Below are 22,756 nucleotides of genomic sequence, written 5' to 3' on the forward strand. Positions count from 1 at the left end.
TGCCGAATTTTGTCGGTACCAATTCTTCTCATCTTGAGATTAATGAGGAAGCTCCATGCCTCGAATGGTCTTTTTTTGTTGTATGGACGCACTATATCAATGGAAAAACCGTGATAAAAGCCTCAAATCAAGGTTAAGAGAAGGTTAGCGATTACGCAAACGTTTAGGGCTGGAATTACTGATAATTTTACTTATTGTGTTGATTGATAATAACGATGACATTAATAGCTCAAACACCATTGAAAGTAAGGGAATATTTACATATGATTGAAAATGATAATTATTTTCAAGTGCTGTGTTTATGTATTTTATTATTAGCTTGCTCGTGTTTTTTTTGCTGTATATCAGAACAAAACCGAACTCGTGGTGTGCGGGGATTCATATCGTAAGCCACATTTTTATCGTTGCATTTTGTCCTGCAATTTATGTTGTTCAATATTTAATCGTTACGTTTTTTTCGTCACCGATATTGATTAAGCTGTCATCACGCTCCGGTGTATACAACATTCTCATTGCTTTTCTTCCATTATTGATCGCAACCGGCAGTCTGGCGTTTAGCTGAATGATTTCATCTCTCTTCTTTTCTTAAAACAACTACACTTAATTAGAATAAGGTATCAATTTCATATAATTATTCGATATCTACGTGTTAGCACATGTGTCACATTTCTGTGACTACGAGTAAGTTTTACTTATGTTGCTCGGTAGTAGGGTATTTATCGATTGTTTAATGATTCAATACTTAGTTTAATCGCATAAAGGTGTGCAGTATGCCGCACTAAATTAATAAGAAATTATCTAAAAAGGTTAATGGGAAACGTAAGCCATTAGCGGAGGTCAGATGAGTACGCACACGGTACCGCAGAGCGCGATTGTAAATGCTGTCAAAGGTGAAGTTTTGGTTTTGGGCCTGGATGGAAACGTTAAGGTCATAAAAGCGGGGGATGAGTTAAGACCTGGCGAGATTATTATCACAGAAAATAATGCTTCTCTCGACGTACAGATAAATAATGAGCTTTATCTGGTCGATGCAAATTGTGTTGCTTGTCTTCCTGTGCCTTCTTCTGAATCACTAGAACCAGTATTGGTACAATCTCCAGTTAATGGCTTGGTGACTTTTGACCCAACGGCTATTGGAAGTGCTGACTTCGACGCCAACGATATTGCCGCTATCCAGCAAGCTATTTTAGACGGAGCTGACCCTACCGCTATCTTAGAAGCAACAGCTGCTGGCGCAGGTGCTGAAGGCTCGGCTAATGCTGGCTACGTGACGGTTGAATATAATAACCCGGAAGTACTCGCGTCTACTTTTTTTGAAACGTCTGCGACTCGCAGCGGAGAAGATGATCGCGACGAAGATGACGGTTTGAATGTCACGATCTTTGCTGATGGTGGGCAGTCACTGCAATCTAGCGTAACAGAAGGCTCAATTTCTCTATCTAGCTACCCGCAAACCATTTCTTCTAGTGTGCTGGTTGAAGCAGGGGATCTCGCACTTGATACTGCTTCATTTGTACCTGAAACGTCCTCATTAGAGTCTTTGTTAACCGAGTTAAATAGTGACATTACCTCTGGTGGTCAGCCAGTAGCGTTCGTTTACGACGAAGCGCAAAATGCCATTATCGGCACTCAAGGTGGTAACGAAGTGCTTTGTATCGAGATCGAAGCGACATCTTTAGGCCGTGATTTAGAGTTAGAGGTCGTTACCACGATTAGCCAGGGTATTGACCATGTGGCGTCCATCGCTGATGGCCAAGTATCTATCGTCGGTGATCAAATCAATATCGCTTTTGATATTACTGGCGCAGATATTGGTGGGAACAGCATTCAAGCGCCTATTGATTTTACGACAACCGTTATTGATGGCGATGATCCTGCGCCGCAAAACGTTACTTTTGAAAACGTTGAATCTTCTTCTACACCAATCACTGGCACCTTTGTTGATATTGGTAGTGATCAATTGGCAACGGTCACGTTTAATCAAGAAGGACTTAGTCAGTTCGATGGCCTATTGAGTGATAATCAGGCGACAGAAGCGGTACTCTCTGAAGACGGCAGTACTATCACCCTATCCATTGCGGGCTCGAATGAAACCGTCTTAACCATCAGTTTGAATACTGATGGTACCTACCAATTTGAGCAATTTAAGCCGTTAGAACAAACAAACGGTGAAGATACAATTGAGCTCTCTTTGCCAACCACAATCGTCGACTTTGACCAAGATACGGCAAGCAACACCTTTACGATGACCATCCTTGATGGCGATAATCCAGTGATTGAAAACGTGACGGGATTGTCTTTAGACGAGGCGGGGGTTGACCAAGGTTCACAGGAAGGCGCGGTAGTAACAAGTGGGACTGGGTCGATCACGACAGCGGTCGGTAGTGACATCATTGATCACTATGAGTTGGAACCTACAGAGTTCAATGTTGGTGGAGAACTCCAATCTCAAGGGCAGGTTGTTCAACTAGAACTAGCGTCCGAGAGTAACGGCGTACGTACTTACGAAGGCTTCATTGAGCTGGATGGTGTGCGTATTACCGTATTTGATGTGGCGATTGATGCGCCTGCATTGGGCGAATACCAATTCAACTTGTATGAACAACTTGACCATACGGGTGCCAACGATGACTCGCTTACTTTCTCATTGCCAGTTTACGCGGTAGATGCGGATGGTAACCGTTCCTCGATTACCGACGGTTCGAACACACCAGAAGCAGCGCAAATTGTCATTCAAGTTCAAGATGACGTTCCTACGATTGATGGCGTTGAGGCTCTAGCCGTCGATGAAGACGATTTATCAAGCATCGGCTCTGATCAAAGCGACTCTGTGCTCGCGCAAGGCAGTTTCACGACGACTCAGGGCTCAGACCGTGTTGTAAGTTATCAATTAGAAAGCGGCACTGATCCACTCAATGGGTTGGAATCACAGGGGCGATCTATCTCTCTGACGGAAACAACCAACTCAGATGGCAGCTTTACCTATTCTGCAACGGCAGAAGGGGACGCTATCTTCACCTTACAAGTGAACCCTGACGGTTCTTATTCATTTACCCTTGAAGGTCCAATCGATCATGCTGTGGGTAGTGATAGCTTAACTCTAGACTTCAATATTGTCGCAACGGACTTTGACGGTGACACCAGCTCACTTGTTCTACCAGTTACCATTGCTGATGATGTGCCAACCATTAATGACGTTGTTGCTCTTACCGTCGATGAAGATGACTTAAGTTCGGTAGGCTCTGACCAATCACAGCCAACGTTGGTTGAAGGTCAGTTCACGACAACTCAGGGCTCTGATGGCGTCGTACAGTATCAGTTGGATGTAAACGCTGATCCTTTAAATGGCCTGCAATCTCAAGGTCAAACCGTCTCCATTGCCGAAACGCAAAATGCAGACGGCAGTTACACCTACAGCGCAACGGCAAATGGCAGCGCAGTTTTCACATTAATTTTGAATACCGACGGCTCGTACAGTTTTGAGCTGCAAGGTCCAATCGACCATGCGGCAAATAGCGACAGCTTAACCCTCGATTTTAATGTTATTGCTACTGATTTCGATGGTGACACAAGTCAAATCGTATTGCCTGTTACCATCGTGGATGATAAGCCAACCATTACCGACGTCGATGCGATTACCGTTGATGAAGATGACTTAGGCACGATTGGGTCAGATCAGACTGACCCGATTTCAATCGATGGCAACTTCACCACCACACAAGGCTCTGACCGAGTGGTGAGTTATCAGCTCGATGCTTCTTCAACACCAGTTGATGGCCTTACATCACAAGGCGTGGCCGTCACGCTGACTGAAAGCGCAAACGGTGATGGCAGCTTTACTTACGAGGCGACGGCGGGGAGTGAAGCGGTCTTTACGCTGACAGTGAATACTGATGGCTCTTATAACTTCACGCTAGAAGGGCCGATTGATCATGCTGTTGATAGCGACGAGTTGACACTGAACTTCCCAATCATCGCGACAGACTTTGATGGCGATACCACAAATGCCACTATCCCAGTGACAATCGTGGACGATAAGCCAGTTATTACTGACGTAGATACCATTACGGTTGATGAAGATGATCTAGCGTCAATTGGCTCAGACCAAAGCAACCCGATTTCTATTGATGGTAACTTCACCACCACACAAGGTTCAGACCGAGTGGTGAGCTACCAATTAGATGGCTCATCAACACCAGTTGACGGTTTAACGTCGCAGGGCGTGGCTGTGACACTGACAGAAACCGCAAATGGTGATGGTAGTTTCACTTATGAAGCGACTGCGGGTGGCAACCCTGTATTTACTTTGACAGTGAATACTGATGGCTCTTACAACTTCACACTAGAGGGGCCAATTGATCATGCTGTTGATAGTGATGAGCTGATACTGAACTTCCCAATTATCGCAACCGACTTCGATGGCGATACTGTCACAGAAACCATTCCAGTTACGATTGTTGATGATGTACCGACCATCACAGCGGTGGATGCGTTAAGTGTCGATGAAGACGACCTTAGCGGTGTGGGTTCCGACCCTGGCGGCGATCTGTTCGTTGAAGGCGCGTTTACCACCACTCAAGGCTCTGACCGAGTGGTGAGCTATCAACTGGATTCAACAGCAGATCCTGTTGCGGGGCTGACCTCTCAGGGTGAGGCGATTACCTTGGTGGAAACCGCGAATGGTGACGGCAGCTTTACTTATGTTGCGACCGCTGACGGCAATCCTGTCTTCACGTTGAATGTAGCAACAGATGGTACGTACGACTTTACGCTGCAAGGTCCGATTGACCATGCAGCTAACAGCGACAGCCTGACGATTGATTTCCCAATTATTGCCACCGATTTTGATGGTGATACGACTTCGGCAACCATTCCAGTCACGATCACGGATGATGCGCCAATCATCGATAATGTTGTGCCTCTGGCTGTTGATGAAGATGATTTATCAGGCATTGGCTCAGACCAAACTGACGCTGTGTTTGTGGAAGGCGCGTTTACGACCACTCAAGGCTCAGACCGTGTGGTGAGCTACCAACTTGATTCAACGGCTGATCCTGTTTCGGGGTTAACCTCTCAAGGTGAGCCTGTTACTTTGGTAGAGACTGCGAATGCTGATGGCAGCTTCACTTACGTGGCTACCGCGGATGGCAATCCGGTCTTCACCATGAATGTGAATGCTGATGGCACATACAACTTCCGTCTGGAAGGTCCGATCGATCACGCGTTGAACAGCGACGAGTTAGTACTGAATTTCCCAATCATTGCAACAGACTTTGATGGCGATACGACGACCGCGACCATTCCAGTCACGATTACTGATGACGTTCCAACCATTAATAACGTTGTTCCACTGACAGTAGACGAAGATGATCTCGCTACAATGGGCTCAGACCAAAACGATGATGCGTTTATGTCGGGCTCTTTCAGCACAACTGAAGGCTCAGACAGCGTTGTTAAATACCAGCTTGATGCAACGGCAGATCCAGTAGCAGGGTTGACCTCTCATGGTGAGCCTGTCGTGCTTGCAGAGACAGCAAATGGTGATGGCAGCTTTACTTACACTGCCACAGCAAATGGCAATGACGTATTTGAATTGGTGGTGAAGCCAGACGGCAGCTACACCTTTACTCTGCAGGGCCCACTAGACCATGCGGTGAATAGCGACAGCCTGCAAATCGACTTCCCGATTATCGCAACAGACTTTGATGGCGACACGTCGACAGAAACACTACCTGTCACCATCGTTGATGATAAACCAACCATCACTGACGTAGACGCAATCCGCGTGGATGAAGATGACTTAGCGACGATTGGCTCTGACGGCTCAGATCCAATTTCAATCGATGGCAACTTCACTACAACGCAAGGTTCTGATGGGGTAGTAAGCTACCAATTGGATGCTGCTGCAACGCCAGTTGATGGTCTAACATCACAAGGTGTGGCCGTCACGCTGGCTGAAACCGCAAATGGCGACGGTAGCTACACTTATGAAGCGACAGCAGGAACTGAAGCAGTATTTACGCTGACCGTTAATACGGATGGTTCATACAACTTCACGCTGCAAGGTCCAATCGACCATGCGACAGACAGTGATGAGCTGACACTGAACTTCCCAATCATCGCGACGGATTTTGATGGTGATACCACCACAGAAACGATCCCAGTCACCATCGTGGATGATAAACCGACCATTACCGATGTTGATGCGATTACCGTTGATGAAGATGACTTAGGTACGATTGGCTCAGATCAGACTGGCCCGATTTCAATCGATGGCAACTTCACCACCACACAAGGCTCGGACCGAGTAGTGAGCTATCAGCTCGATGCTTCTGCAACACCAGTGGCTGGACTCACATCACAAGGCGTGGCAGTCACGCTGACTGAAACCGCAAACGGTGATGGCAGCTTTACCTATCAAGCAACAGCAGGCACCGAGTCGGTCTTTACACTGACAGTGAACACTGATGGCTCTTATAACTTCACGCTTGAAGGCCCAATCGATCATGCTGTTGATAGTGATGAGTTAACGCTCAACTTCCCAATCATCGCGACCGACTTTGATGGTGACATCACAAATGCCACTATCCCGGTCACCATCGTGGACGATAAGCCAGTTATTACTGACGTAGATGCCATTACGGTTGATGAAGATGACCTAGCGTCAATCGGTTCAGACCAAAGCAATCCAATTTCTATTGATGGTAACTTCACCACCACACAAGGTTCAGACCGAGTGGTGAGCTACCAGTTAGATGGCTCATCAACACCAGTTGACGGTTTAACATCGCAAGGTGTGGCGGTCACATTAACTGAAACTGCAAACGGTGATGGCAGCTTTACCTACGAAGCAACCGCGGGCTCTGAAGCGGTCTTTACGCTGACAGTGAATACTGATGGATCTTACAACTTCACGCTAGAAGGGCCGATTGATCACGCGGTTGATAGTGATGAGTTAACGCTCAACTTCCCAATTATCGCAACCGACTTTGATGGCGACACCGTTACTGAAACCATTCCAGTCACGATTGTTGATGATGTACCTACCATTACAGCGGTGGATGCGTTGAGTGTCGATGAAGACGACCTTAGCGGTGTGGGCTCAGACCCAGGCGGCGATCTGTTCGTTGAAGGCGCGTTTACGACCACACAAGGCTCTGACCGAGTGGTGAGCTACCAACTGGATTCAACGGCTGATCCTGTTGCGGGGCTAACGTCTCAAGGTGAGGCGATTACCTTGGTGGAAACCGCGAATGGCGACGGCAGCTTTACTTATGTTGCGACCGCTGACGGCAATCCAGTCTTCACGTTGAATGTAGCAACAGATGGTACATACGACTTTACGCTGCAAGGCCCGATTGACCATGCAGCTAACAGCGACAGCTTGACGATTGATTTCCCAATTATTGCCACCGATTTTGATGGTGATACGACTTCGGCAAGCATTCCAGTCACGATCACGGATGATGCACCAATCATCGATAATGTTGTGCCTCTGGCTGTAGACGAAGATGATTTATCAGGCATTGGCTCAGACCAAACTGATGCTGTGTTTGTTGAAGGCGCGTTTACGACTACTCAAGGTTCAGACCGTGTGGTGAGCTACCAACTTGATTCAACGGCTGATCCTGTTTCGGGGCTAACCTCCCAAGGTGAGCCAGTTACTCTGGTAGAGACTGCGAATGCTGATGGCAGCTTTACTTACGTGGCTACCGCGGATGGCAATCCTGTCTTCACCATGAACGTGAATGCTGATGGCACATACAATTTCCGTCTGGAAGGGCCGGTCGATCACGCGTTAAACGGCGATGAATTAGTACTGAACTTCCCAATCATTGCAACAGACTTTGACGGCGATACGACGACCGCGACCATTCCTGTCACGATTACTGATGACGTTCCAACCATTGACAATGTTGTTCCACTAACAGTAGACGAAGATGATCTCGCCTCAATTGGCTCAGACCAAAACGATGATGCGTTCATGTCGGGTTCTTTCACCACAACTGAAGGCTCGGACAGTGTTGTTAAATACCAGCTTGATGCAACCGCAGATCCAGTAGCAGGGTTGACCTCTCATGGTGAGCCTGTTGTGCTTGCTGAAACTGCTAACGGCGACGGCAGCTTTACTTACACAGCTACAGCAGATAGCAATGCCGTATTTGAACTGGTGGTGAAGCCAGATGGCAGCTACACCTTTACTCTGCAGGGCCCACTAGACCATGCGGTAAATAGTGACAGCCTACAAATTGATTTCCCGATTATCGCGACAGACTTTGATGGTGATACGTCGACAGAAACATTGCCTGTCACCATTGTTGACGATAAACCAAGCATCACTGACGTAGACGCGATCCGCGTGGATGAAGATGACTTAGCGAAGATTGGCTCTGACGGCTCAGATCCAATTTCAATCGATGGCAACTTCACTACAACGCAAGGCTCTGATGGGGTAGTAAGCTACCAATTAGATACTGCTGCAACGCCAGTTGATGGCCTAACATCGCAAGGTGTGGCAGTGACCCTGACTGAAACTGCAAACGGTGACGGCAGCTTCACTTACCAAGCGACGGCAGGTACTGAATCGGTCTTCACGCTAACAGTAAATACGGATGGCTCATACAACTTCACGCTTCAAGGTCCAATCGACCATGCGTTAGACAGTGATGAGCTGACGCTGAACTTCCCAATCATCGCGACGGATTTTGATGGTGATACCACCACAGAAACGATCCCAGTCACCATCGTGGACGATAAGCCAACTATTACCGATGTTGATGCGATTACCGTTGATGAGGATGATTTAGGTACGATTGGCTCAGACCAAACTGACCCGATTTCAATCGATGGCAACTTCACCACCACACAAGGCTCGGACCGAGTGGTGAGCTATCAGCTCGATGCTTCTGCAACACCAGTGGCTGGACTCACATCACAAGGCGTGGCAGTCACGCTGACTGAAACCGCAAACGGTGATGGCAGCTTTACCTATCAAGCAACAGCAGGCACCGAGTCGGTCTTTACACTGACAGTGAACACTGATGGCTCTTATAACTTCACGCTTGAAGGCTCAATCGATCATGCTGTTGATAGTGATGAGTTAACGCTCAACTTCCCAATCATCGCAACCGACTTTGATGGCGACACGTCTGCTGAGACAATTCCTGTCAAGATCGTTGATGACAAACCGACACTTGGTGGCATCGAAGCAACAAGTGTGCAAACGGTTGACGAGGACGATATCCCAACAATCGGATCTGATGGTACGCAGTCGAACAGCATTGCAGGTAACTTCATCGCGACTGATGGCTCTGATGGCATTGTGGAGTACAGCGTTTCTGACCTGACGACGCCAGTACAAGGCCTGACCTCTGGTGGTCAATCTCTAGTTATGGTTGAAGTATCAAACGCAGGTGGCGTCTCAGTTTACGAAGCTCGTATTGATGGCACGACGACACCAGTATTCCGTGTGACCCTTGATGCCTCTGATGACAGCTACACGTTCGATTTGCTTGCTCCTCTCGATCATCCAAATGCTGATGGCCAAAATGAACTGGTCATCAATTTACCGATAAACGCGACTGACTTTGATGGAGACGTGTCGAACAACATCACCTTACCAATTACGGTTGTGGATGATGTTCCGACCATTGATGGTTTGCTAGCAGGCAGCGAACAAACCGTTGATGAAGATGACCTACCAGCAGGTACGGATGCTGCAAGTGCAGAAGATACTGTTATTTCAGGTACTTTTGATATCACCGAAGGTGCTGACCAAGTTGCTTCTATTCAGCTGAGTGACCTGACCACGCCTGTTGCGTCACTGACTTCAGATGGTGAAGCTATCACCTTAGTTCTGTCTTCTAGCGCAAACGGCGTGAACGTATACCAAGGTGTTGCTGGCAATCCTGCTGAAGTGGTTTTCGAACTGACGCTGGATGCAACGAACAACTCCTATGAGTTCGATTTACAGAAGCCGCTTGATCATCCCGATGGTAATCAGCAAAACGAGATTGTTATTAACCTCCCTGTGACGGCGACAGATAATGATGGTGATACTTCACCAGCCTTCACATTGCCAATTACCGTTGTGGATGATGTTCCAGTTGTTACCAATATTGAAAGTCTACGTGTCGACGAAGATGACTTACCTCTTGGTTCTGATGGAACGAAAGAGCCATTAACGGTATCAGGTGAGTTCGAAGTCACTAGCGCAGATGGTATTGATGCTTTCGAATTGGATCTAAGCTCAAATCCTATCCCGAATCTGAAATCGGGTGGAGAAGAGGTAACACTTTCTCAAGACGTTGGTGCTTCAACTGCTGACGCGCTTGTTTACGTGGGACAAACTCCGGGTGGAGTGACTGTCTTCACGTTGACACTTCATCAAGATGGTAAATACGACTTTGAGTTATCTGGTCAGTTAGATCACGCGGTTAACTCTGATGAGATTTTGTTGAATCTACCTGTGAAGATCACGGATGGCGACAACGATATCATCACTGCGACCTTGCCAGTGACCATCGTAGATGACAAGCCAACCATTGATGCTATTAGCTCTGGTAGTACCTTGTCTGTGGATGAGGATGATATTCCAAGCCAAGGTTCGGACGACACGCCAGAATCCAATATCATTGGTGGCAACTTTGACGTTACTGATGGTGCCGACTCTATCGTTAGCTTCCAGTTGGATAGCTTAACGTCGCCTGTTTCTGGACTTACCTCAGGTGGTCAACCGCTTGAGTTGGTTGAGTTTTCAAATTCAAACGGTGTGATTGAGTACCGAGCTTATGTACAAGGTACGACGGACACCGTCTTTAAACTGACGCTAAATGGTTCAGCAGACAGTTATGAATTTGAACTGTTGGGTGCACTTGATCATCCTGCGGGTAACGATGAAAACTCGTTGGTCATTAACTTCCCAGTCAACGCGACTGATTTTGATGGCGATGTGTCCAATAACATCACCTTGCCGATCACCGTGGTGGACGATGTTCCAGCGATTGTGAAAGTGACAGACTCTAGCCAACAAACCGTTGATGAAGATGATCTTGCCGGTGGATCTGACACGACAAGTAATGATTCTACGGTATTGAACGGCGGATTTGAGGTCGTTGCTGGTGCAGACAAGATTGTCAGCTACCAAGTTTCAGACCTCGATGCAGTCGTGTCTGGTTTAACGTCGAACGGCAGCAGCATCGAGTTGAATCTAGTAGGCACGAATGGTGGAGTAACCAGTTACGAAGCGGTTATTACTGGCACATCAACTAAGATCTTCACGCTGTCTCTTGATGCGAATAATGACAGCTACCAATTTGAGCTGTTGGGACCAATCGACCATGACGCTGTTCAAGGTGAAAACAACCTTGTCATTGATATTCCAATTACAGTAACAGACTTTGATGGTGACACGTCATCATCACTGAATCTTCCAATTACCGTAGTTGATGACATTCCCGAAATTAAATCAGCAGATGCTTTGGCTGTTGATGAGGATGACCTTGCCAACGGCTCTCAGGCAACCAACAAAGACAGCCTAGAAGCGACGGGCAATTTCGATACGGTGGAAGGGGCAGATACCGTTGTCTCTTATCAGCTGGATCTTACTTCTAACCCGATACCAGGAGTCACTTCAGGTGGTCTTGCGGTGACGTTAGTTCAAACCGCGGTAAGCAACAACAACTTTACTTATCAAGGTCAAACACCTGATGGTAACTCAGTATTCACGCTAGTTTTGAACGCTGACGGCTCTTACAAGTTTACGCTTGAGGGTGCGCTAGATCACTCAACTCAAGGCGAAGATACACTCATACTTGATCTCCCAGTCTTTGCGACCGATGTCGATGGCGATACGGCAGGTATTAACTTACCAGTGACGATTACCGATGATGTTCCAACCTTGCACGATGCATCTATTTCGCGTGTTGAGGGACAAGGCAGCCGCACGGTTCGTTTATTCCGAGACCCTGTAGAGGGGGATGATGACCTTGGTGCTGACGGCGCACAAGTGACTTCATTCTCGGCTGATGATTCAGGCATTTACTTTAAGCAAAACGGTGTTGATTCTGATTCTGTCGATTTGAACGGCAGCGACCAAGTCGTATTTGTTCACAAGGTTCTTGACGGAGTGGATACTGAAATCGGTCGTTTGGTTGTTCGAACCGATGGCAGTGTGTCATTCCGTCCGAATGACGATCTTGACCATACCGAAACCGACTCGATTGATTTCACCATCAACGTTGTTGCAACCGATGGTGATGGCGATATCGCAGATGCCGATGTGGATATCTCGATAAGAGACCGCAATGCGCAAATTGACACGTCTACCGTTACTGCGTTCGAAGACCAAGGGCGTGATGGTGTCGTTGTGGGCGTTGACTCTGCAAATACTCAGGACAACTTGTCGACGCTGGATGTTAGCCCTGCGAAAGTCGACCTGGTTATCAATTTACATGATATCGACCGTAACGAGAGCTTAGGTGACATCACTATTCGAGATGCTGATACTCACAACGGTACGTTCTACTACAGAGACGGCAGTGGCAACTACATTGAATTAACATCTGTGGGCAATACGGTTGTTCTCGACGCATCAAATGTTGAGCAGTCATTCAATGGTGAGCTTGTCTCGTTAGATAACTTGTACTTCGTACCAGATCGTCATACATCAACCGATGCTTCTGGTATCGATCCTCGTATCCGCGTGGAAATTCTTAACAATGGTACGCCAGATCATACGATTAATGGTCGTTTAGACATTGAAGTTGCTGCCGTCGCAGATATTGCAACGTGGACGGCAAGCAGCGAATTTAACTACTCGGTTGATGAAGATGGAAACAATGTCGCACTTAACATCACGGCTGAAACCCAAGACACTAGTAACCCTGAAGGCATTGTGTACGAGCTTGTCTTTACACAAGGAGAAGGTAACGCAGAGTTAGTCTATTCAGATGGTAGTGCGATACCAAAATCCGGTGGTGTTTATCTGGTGGATGCAAGCCGAATTGATGAAGTTCAAGTTGATCCGATAGATAACTTCTCGGGTGAAATCAGAATTGATGTCACCGCTATTACGACGGAAAACAACAATCCACTGCTTGGGAAAGATACCGCTCGCTCAGAAACCGAAACCATCATTATTGATGTAAACCCAGTTGCGGATAAAGGTAGTTTTACTGTAAACCGAATTAATGTGTTTGAGGATAATGCTCGAACTCAAAATACGGTAGACCCTGTCACTGATCACGACCCACTCCAATTAAGTGAAGTGATCACCATGAAACCATCAGCGGACTTAGATGGTTCTGAAGCGTTATTTGTGCGTATTTCTAACTTCTCAATTGATGGGGTTACTTTGGTGTGGCTGGACTCAGCAAACCCAAGTCAGATAGTAGAAGTGACCGATTCAGGCGGCAATGTACTTTATTACGAAGTGCCAGAGTCTGAATTAGCGAACGTCGAAGTTCTTCCTCCGTTGCACAGCAATGATGACTTTACTTTCAATGTCGAAGGCATTGTGAAAGACACAGCATCATTGTCTACCGGTACGACAGAAGATGTGTTGTCACTGGGCAGTAAGACCGTCATCGTTGGTGTAAAAGGTGTTGCTGACATACCAGACACGGTATTAATTGACGCGGGGAACGTTTGGAACCGATTCGTAGACGGAGATGTGGCCGGGATAGAGACGACTATCGAAGAGAATGGTGTTGTAAACCTTAACTTCTCGGTTGTATCTGGTGAAGTTGCCGATAGACCACAGGATGATTCAGAAGCCATTACTGTTATCCTGTCCAACATCCCCGACGGTGTTCGTGTCGTAGATTCAGACGGTTCAAGCGTTGACCTCACCTTTGTTGGCTATGATGGTAACGGTCAACCGATTTACGAAGCAAACATCACTGGGCTGAATTTTAATTCCGGTATTCAAATTATTCCGGAAGCCTCTTCAACTGAAAACATTGCGATTACAGGGACGATCATTGTTACCGAGAATGATGGTCATAGTCGTGTGATTGAAAGAGAGGTAAGGATCAAGGTCGAACCCGTTATTGACGCTCAAGATAACTACGTTGTTCGATCGGAGGGAGATGAAGATACGCGCTTTGACATCGATTGGAAACCGACGCTCGTACAAAGCCCTGATACCGATGAATTCTTTAGTGATGTAACCATCTCTGGATTTCCTCCAGGCAGCACGGTCTATGTAGATGGTGTGGCACAAACGCTTGTTTCTGGAACACTAACGCTTTCACCGCAAGCCGGTGAATCAGAGCAAGATTTTTCCGCTAAAATCTCTCAAAGTGGCTATGTTCAAGTCCAGTTGGAGCAGGATTCAAGTACTGACTTTGACTTGACCACAACCGTCACTGTGAAAGAGATTGACCATGAATATGTTGACGCTTCGAATCCCGGTGAAGGTATCGCTGAGAAAACCATCAATGGTACGGTGAATGTCCAAGTTAATCCAATCGTTGAGCCAGAGGATAAGACGGGGGCAATAGACGACCAAACCCGTCTGCTTGTCACTGAAAGTGGTGGTGGTGCTACCGATATCGTGAAGTCAGACGATCAAGGTAACATTGACTTTACGATCAACACTTCTATGGGGGGCGAATCTGGTGCTCATATCATTAAATATCAAGAGTTTGATGCGTCTTCAGATGAAGTGGTGACTCAACTTGTTGTTCAATTTCACAATGTGGACCCTGAGATCCTCAACCAATTGGTTATCGTCGGTGCACTAAATGAAGGTGGAGGTCGTTGGACAGTAACTAATGAAGACAACTTCTCAATTAAAGCGCCGTCTGGACTTGATTTAACACCAAACGATGACAGTGACGATGGCGATAACGGTGGTCTCTCTCAAATTGGCTTAACCATTTACGCAGAAGTGAATGATTTGGGCGAAGATTTGGGCAACGAAAAAGATGCGACGGTCATGCGCCAAACGGATGTGACACTTGAATTTCCTACCGTTCTCACACCGCAAATGAGTGTAGCGGCAGAGATTCAGGTGGCTGATGATGTCCAAATTCAAGCGTTGGAAGACAATTCTATTAACCTTGGTGCTCAGTTAACGTCGAAAGTTGATGCGATTAATGCAGATGGCGTGGAGGATGTCTTGACTATTATCGTCGATCCTTCAGCTCCTGGTATTCCTCCTGGCTTGGTGATCACGGGGACGGATATCGACTTTGTCAATGGTAAATACGTGTTCCAAGCCCATATCGATGCGAGTGGAAATATTACTGGCCTTGATGGTTTGACGATGCACTTGGCAGAAGATTACGCAGGTGATTTCGAATTACCAATTCGGTTCGTCACTAAAGACACTGAGTCCGGTGATGAAAAAGAAAATAATGTTCAGTTTCCAGTTCAGGTTTTACCGGTTGCAGACGTTCCGAGTTCAGCCGGGGATCAGCCGTTGGATAGCGATGTCACACCAAATGTAAGAGTAGATATCGTCGGTACTTTCGGCTTGGATGCAAACAAACAACCTGTGACTGATCTAAATAACGACGTTCCCACGGCGGATGGTGTTGGTTACGAAGATGGCTTAATCCAACTTAACTTGAGTGTTGATTTTGCCGATCAATTTAACAACACTCAAGGTGGTCGAGAAACACTAACGAACATCAAGTTAGAGCTTGATGACACAACATTAGGTGAGTTTGTTGATGCCAATGGTAACAGCTTAGGAACCAGTATTGAGTTTAATGAAGCTGAGATTTTAGCTGGTGCGCTTGACAATGTTCTGTTTAAGCCAAAAGAAAATTACCCCGTAGGTGGTGGCCAAAATACCGTCAAGATTAATGTCGAGGGAGAAATTACTGATGAAGCTGTGTTTGATCAGTCTATCTTGAATAACTCTGGCGATAATATAGATGTGAGAACCTTCACTGACGATGTCACATTTGAAGTTACGCCAGTCGTTGATGACATTACCATTACAGGTGCCGATCCGACGCAGCCAATCACGGTGATTGGTGACGAAGATACTTTAATTTCGCTGAATCAATCGGGCTCTGGTGTTTCGATCAGCCTGAACGATAATGACGGTTCTGAGAGTTTCGTTTCACTCAAGTTAACGGGGCTTCCTGATGACTTTATCGTTAAATCCAATTCCTCTGATTATGTTGTTAAGAACAACGGTGGGGGCGAATGGAGTATTCAACTAAAAGATCTCACTCAGACGTCCATTGACCTGAGTGACATCCAAATTAAACCGCCAAAACACTTTAGTGGCGAGGCTGAGATAGGTATTACGGTCTTCATTCAAGAGGAGTTGCTACAAGTTCCAACGGAACGAAACAACAACTTTACGCTTATTGTCAATCCTATTGGTGATGATGTTGATGTGAATCCCGATACTTCGGCTGCAGGTAATGAGGGCGAAGACATTGTTATTAATGTAAATGCGTTAGTGGTTGATAACAAAGAGTCCATCGGAGATGGTGCAAACTACCAGGAAAATGATCCAGAGACGCTGAGAGTTGAGGTCTCCAATGTCCCTGATGGGGCGAGTGTTTCATTACCTGATGGGACCGTGTTTACTGACCAAGGCGGCGGCATTTTTGTCTTAGAAATCAATGCTCAAGACTTGGATCAAGTGGTGTTTAATTCTGGGGATCGCAACGATAACTCATGGGATGGTTCGCTGCATTTCAAAGTGCAAGCCGTTGATACTGGGCTCGATGGCAGTCAAAGCTTGGGCTCCGCAGAGGAGTTTGATGTCACTGTTGATGTTGAAGCAGTGAACGATCGTCCAGAGTTCGTCAACACCGTGGATGTGGAAACACCAGAAGATACGCCATTGCTGCTTGATGGTTTCAGCATTACCGACATTGATGCCGTACTCGATGATCCGAATGCTGAATATGTACTCAATGTGAACGTCGACAGCGGTATCTTGGAGCTTAATCCAACGCTCATCGCTACTTACAACCTAACCGTGAGCGGTGATGGTACGGACTCCGTTGAACTGAAAGGCACAGTGGCCGATCTAAACAATGCCATTGCAGACGGTCTGATTGAGTTTAACCCAGAGCTGAACTTCTTTGGTGACGTTCAGGTGGACGTGACAGTCGATGACCAAGGTAATGAAGGTATCGTAATTGGTGGGGTAGATGACACCCTAAATACCAACAGCAGCAGCTTCAATATTGAAGTAACAGCGGTGAATGATACCCCAGAAACTACGCCAGTGACGCTACCGGACATTGAAGAAGACAGTGGTGTGTTCTCCATCTCTGAAGCGGATCTTATTGCGAATGCGACAGACGTAGAGAACGATAATCTCACGGTTAGCAATGTTCAGTTAACGGATCCGAATTCGGGCAGCATTACTTTCAACAGTGGCACGGGAGAGTGGGAATTTACCCCAGCACCAGATTACAACGGTCCAGTTGAAATCACGTACACCATTACAGATGATGGCACGACAAATGGTGTATCCGATCCTAAATCGGTTAACGGCAGCGCATCGTTCAACGTAACGGAAGTCAATGATGCTCCAACGACGTCTGAAGTGACACTTTCTGATATCGCAGAAGACAGTACGGCGGTTGATATTACCCAAGCTGATTTGTTGGCGAATGCGTCTGATATTGAAAACGACACCTTGATGGTGAACAATGTCCAGTTGGTTGATCCAAGCAGCGGCACATTGGATTTCGACAACGTAACAGGTACATGGTCATTTACTCCTGCGCCTGGCTACAACGGCAAGGTCGATTTGACCTACGACATTACCGACAACGGTACAACGAACGGTGTTTCAGATCCTCAAACGGTGTCAGGAACGGCGACCTTCGAAGTCACTGAGGTGAACGATGCACCGGTAACATCAGAGGTAACGTTGAGTAGTACCGAAGAAGATGGTGGTTCGGTAACTATTACGGCTACTGAGTTGCTGAGCAACGCAAGTGATCCTGAGTCAGACAACTTGACCGTCGATAATGTTGTGTTAGTGGATCCAGCTTCCGGCACGCTGACTCAAGTGAGTGCGACAGAGTGGACGTTTGAACCCGCAGCAGATTTCTTTGGTGACGTTAATTTCACTTATGAAATCACAGATGACGGAACCACTAACGGCGCTCCAGACCCAATTACAATCGCGGGCACTGCAGTGTTGAATGTTGAAGCGACCAATGACGCACCTGAAATCACTGCAACGTCGGTAACGGATACGATCAATGAAGCTGATGGCCAGAAAGTAACGGGTATTAGTGTGAGTGACGTCGACTTTGCGGGCGCACAAGCAAATGAAAGCATGACCGTGACTCTTACAGTTACCGAGGGCGACCTTCGTGTCGAGCCGCCAGCAGGTAGTGGTGTGACTGTTGGGGCGGGGATGGCTGGTGAAATCACCCTAATGGGCACACCAGATAATATTAACTCCGTTCTTGGAGCAACAGACGCTTCTGAGGGTGTATTTGTGGATGCAGGAGATGTCAACGCAGCTTCAATCACTTTATCGGTGAAAGTCGAAGACAACGGCGTGTACTTCGAAAATGCATCGGGTACCGCATTGGAAGCGAATCAAGACTTCACTATCAATGTGACACCTGTAGCTGATGCACCTACATTGAGTATCAATCCTCAGTTTAATTACATTCGTCAAATTGCGGCTAGCCAAACCGCGAGCAGTCAAGGTTTAGCGATTGTCGGAATCATGGCGGCGCTTACTGATATTGACGAGGTGCTGTCTTTGGAGCTAACGGGCGTACCAGCTAGTGCTGAGGTAACAAGTGGCGTTTCTCCATCAGGCATTAGCTTCGATGGTACCACTTGGACAGTACCAAGCGATGAAATTGATACGCTAGAAATTGTCGCAACAGATACTAACAGTGGTATTGATGTCGGTTCTTACGATATTTCGCTTACGGCGATATCAACGGAATCTAATGGCGATGAAGCGCAGTCTTCACCTGTCCAAATTAGTTTGGATGTGAGTAGTGATAGCGACGATATTGACCAGTCAACCGCAGTGGACGACAGCTATTTAGTCGGCGGAGACACAGGTACCAACTTGATTGGTGGAGACGGTGACGACGTTATTCTGGGTGGTGATGGTGATGACGTGCTTATCGGTGGCTTAGGTTCAGATATCTTAACGGGTGGAGACGGCAGCGATATCTTCAAGTGGACGGTAGATTCCGTTGATGAAGGGGCAGTGGATACCATTACTGACTTCACTGTTAACGAAGACAGTATCGATTTACGTGAAGTTATCTCTGATCTCAATAACTCAATGATCGACATGGATGATCTGCTTGGTCACATTTCAGCAGACTACGATGCATCGACGGAAAGTGTTTCTCTGAACATTACGACGGATGCAAATGTTCAACAGACTATTGTCGTGGAAAACTTAGGTACTTCAATCGACTTCAACGGTCTCAGCTCCAATGAGATTGTAGAGTCATTGCTGAACAACGGTGTTATTGATAACGGATAAACCTGTATATAACACAAAAATGGGCGGCTCTGATAAGCCGCCCATTTTTTTTCGGGAACGCTTGATTTTAAACAGGAGATATTTGAATCCAAATAGAAAGCAAGAACGAAGCAAAGGGGTTATCTTGTTACGACGTTATAGTGATAGTTGGAAATTAAAATAGCGATAATTTGACGTTAAATCGCCTAAACGTGGATGTCTAGCAAGCTGCCAATGATTTCATTGTTTTTCTCTATGACAGACGCGCCAACTCGGTTATAACCAGCGGCTTGTGCGAGGTTGATGAGAGATTCAACTTTTTGAGAGGGAAGGCTAGGTGTTGAGGCTGTTATTGCGACATCCGCAACCGCAGCTAAATCGATGTTGTGATCAGAAAGCTCTTCTTTTACCTTACTTACATTATTGCTAATGCCATGTGCAGCTTTCTCGGCCATTTGTTGTGACATCTGAACGATGTGGTATCCAGATTGAATTCCCGATACAGGCATATCACTACTCCCAACATTATGATAGTGAGAGCATAGGTGGAGTTTATAAAACGTTCAAGTGTTTTATATCAATGACTTGATTAGGCAAACAGTTTGGCAAGCATTTCTCTTTCTTCACCAGATAGAACCGGTTTTTGCGCTTTATTTAGTTTCACGCTGATCTCACCTTGTAATGACTTTAACTGACTTGCCGTTAAATCACTGAGCTTTTGCTTAAGTTCATTAAATTGTTGTGCGTTCATCTCAATACCTTCGTCGTGATTCGGTTTATCCGTCGTTGCCCGAAATTCTTCATCCTTTGGATATAACATATTTATTCAACCAAAATAGATTAGAATTTGATCGATTGCTTTTTGTCCGAATATTGTCAAGGTGTGTTAAGTGATACGTCAGATTTTTCCTAAGAAGGTACATAATTACCCACTTTGGGGTAGATGGAAACGTAAAAAGAAAAAGAGAAGCGATATAGCGCTTCCCTCTTACATATGGTTTGAATGTTACTAACTTACCCTGACGGCAAACTTACTAGCAAGTGAATGAAGCTCTGGGAGCATGCGATAGATAAGATGAAGTTGCTGCAATACCATGCGGGCAGAGCTGTCGTCTTCATCGCGCCATTCGTTTAAGCGTTGCTCGAGTCCAGCATCATCAATATTAGATAGGTCACACTCCTCACAATGCTGGTGAAGCTGTTTATGAAGTACATCCAGATGCTGATGAATACAACGGTGAGCATCTAAAACGAGTTTATGAATTGACTCATCTTCGATGCGAGTTCTGTGCGCGCCTAATGCAGAAATATAGTTCAACATTGCGTGATTTAACGTTAGGAAGCGAAAACTTTCATCAACAGCTGCGCGATATTTGCCAGGCTCCGCCAGCATCGTACTAATCGCAGAAGAGAGTGAGGCATCATTATTATGGGCCTGGCGGCGAGCGATACGGTAGCTCAAATTGTCTTTCTTGCCGATTCTATACTGACCAATGATCTGATCGAGATACTGCTTGTTCGCCTCTATCGCATCCGACATAACTTTGTGAAGCCTTCTCGACTGCCAGTCGGGCAAAATAACTAATACTGCTCCTACTGCAAGCACACACCCGATGAGGGTATCTGCTAGTCGAGGAAGGACAACTGCGTAACCTTCACCTAGTTGATTAAATAAGAAGAGGACGAGCAGTGTAATAAAACCAGTCGCGTACCCATAGTTGTTCATCCGGAAGGCGAAAAACATCACACCAGAGATAACGATAAATACTAACTGGCTTTCTTGAGAAGGGAAAAAAGTCAGCAATGGTACACCAATCAACAAACCAGCTAATGTACCTATTACTCTTGCCGTCAATTTTTGGCGAGTGGCACTGTAGTTCGGTTGGCATACGAATAAAGTGGTTAAGAGTATCCAGTAACCTCGGTCGATGTTGAATATTTGAATGATTCCATAGCCAATCGTTAAGGCAATTGACATACGTAATGCATGCCGAAACAGCATCGAATCTTTGTGTAAATTTGCTGATATACGCTGCCACATCGCTTTTAGCGTGTGTGGGTTGGTATCGGCGAGGGTATCTTCTTCGAGGCCTTCAACATCTGGGTTGTTAATGTTATTAAGCTGTTTTTCTACCGTCGCTAAGTTGTTGAATAAATATGTTAACTGCATCAGAAGACGTTTCCAGTGCCCTTGCTTTTGTTCTTCTAGATAAGCAAGAGAGTTTTGTACTTCAGCTAATGCCAGAATAGATTGATCGGTATGGGAGTATTCATTTCCTAGCTGAATGGCTAGTGCAATATCACGACACGCTTGGGCTTGAGACTCCAAAAGATATTTAAAACGAAACAGCACATCAGAACGTTCAAATTCGGTCGCTAAATCCTGATAGCGATAATGGCTAGAACTGACTCGTTCGTGAATGTCTTGAGCGATGAAATAAATATTTAAAAATCGGTCACTAGGCCCATCAATGTGACCCCGTTTCGATCGGTTAAGTAATGTGGTTTTACAAGCGTTTAGTGCCGTAACCGTGGCAGCATTGCATTTTGCAGCTTCAATCCTCAGCGGTTGTGGCGTCAAGTTGGTCACAGGGTGAAAAAGCTTGGCTTTCGCATCAAGATAATTCGCCATTTGGAAAAACACATTGGCTAGGCTTTGTTGCACCGGTTGAAGGGGCCAAAATATCTGCCAAATCATGGACATGAAGTAATACCAGGCGGCACCAGTTAAAAGCAGTAGTGGCTGAAACCAAATGTTGGTGCTTTCATGTGCGCCAAGCATAGTATAAATAGCGATCAGCAACGAACCAAAAGCAATACTCGCGTACTTAGGACCTATCGCCCCAAGAATGATGAAGCCGAAGGTTGAGATAAATAATCCCAACGCAAAAGCCCAAGGGGTATCGAACAAGATTTCAATTGAAAAAGCAGCAAGCGCAAAACAGAGAAAGGTGAGAATCAGAGCCTTGATGCGTCCAGTGAAACTGTCATCACTTTCAGCCAAAGCAGCAGCAATAACGCCTAATATTAATGGCGTTATCAGCGTGTTTTGCTCGAAGTACCAAGTTGGGATAACCACACCCAGTAAGGTAATGAGGATAAGAACGCTGTAATTTATCGTCTTGTTTGCCCAATATAGCCGAAATTTAGAAGTTGCTTGCACAATGCGCCTTATGTTTCCGATGAAGAACAGGGGGAATACTACCAGACCCACTATAGCGCGTTTATGATTTACTTTAAGAAAAATTCGTGGTTGCTGATAAAATCAGCAGGGATGTCATCGACTTATATTAAAACTGCCAGGTCATGTATTGA

Annotated in this window: 4 protein-coding genes; 1 reads left to right on the plus strand and 3 read right to left on the minus strand. The window is 46.1% G+C overall.

Features of this window, described 5'->3' with window-relative positions; genetic code table 11:
• The first annotated feature begins 841 nt into the window (after positions 1–841).
• A complete protein-coding gene (locus R7Q48_RS02565) occupies positions 842–19,462 on the plus strand; it encodes a retention module-containing protein (RefSeq protein WP_318132139.1) in 18,621 nt (6,206 codons plus the stop codon).
• 185 nt (positions 19,463–19,647) lie between these two features.
• Here R7Q48_RS02565 and R7Q48_RS02570 read toward each other — a convergent pair whose 3' ends face one another.
• From R7Q48_RS02570 to yccS, 3 genes are all read right to left on the minus strand, one after another.
• The gene (locus R7Q48_RS02570; RefSeq protein WP_047101396.1) at positions 19,648–19,950 is read right to left on the minus strand and encodes a hypothetical protein; all 303 of its coding nucleotides are present in this window, start codon (positions 19,948–19,950) and stop codon (positions 19,648–19,650) included.
• An 80-nt stretch (positions 19,951–20,030) separates the two neighbouring features.
• Entirely contained in the window at positions 20,031–20,261 is a 231-nt protein-coding gene (locus R7Q48_RS02575) for a hypothetical protein (protein ID WP_005376575.1), read from the minus strand.
• A 189-nt stretch (positions 20,262–20,450) separates the two neighbouring features.
• Positions 20,451–22,604 (minus strand): YccS family putative transporter, encoded by a 2,154-nt coding sequence (yccS, locus tag R7Q48_RS02580; RefSeq protein ID WP_005376573.1) that lies wholly within the window; start codon positions 22,602–22,604, stop codon positions 20,451–20,453.
• Positions 22,605–22,756 lie beyond the last annotated feature (152 nt).

It is taken from the genome of Vibrio sp. 378, from assembly GCF_033339435.1.

What these genes read in the sequence shown, in the direction of transcription:
- R7Q48_RS02565 (WP_318132139.1), top strand. Translation starts at nt 842, where the DNA reads ATGAGTACGCACACGGTACCGCAGAGCGCGATTGTAAATGCTGTCAAA.
- R7Q48_RS02570 (WP_047101396.1), bottom strand. Translation starts at nt 19,950, where the DNA reads ATGCCTGTATCGGGAATTCAATCTGGATACCACATCGTTCAGATGTCA.
- R7Q48_RS02575 (WP_005376575.1), bottom strand. Translation starts at nt 20,261, where the DNA reads ATGTTATATCCAAAGGATGAAGAATTTCGGGCAACGACGGATAAACCG.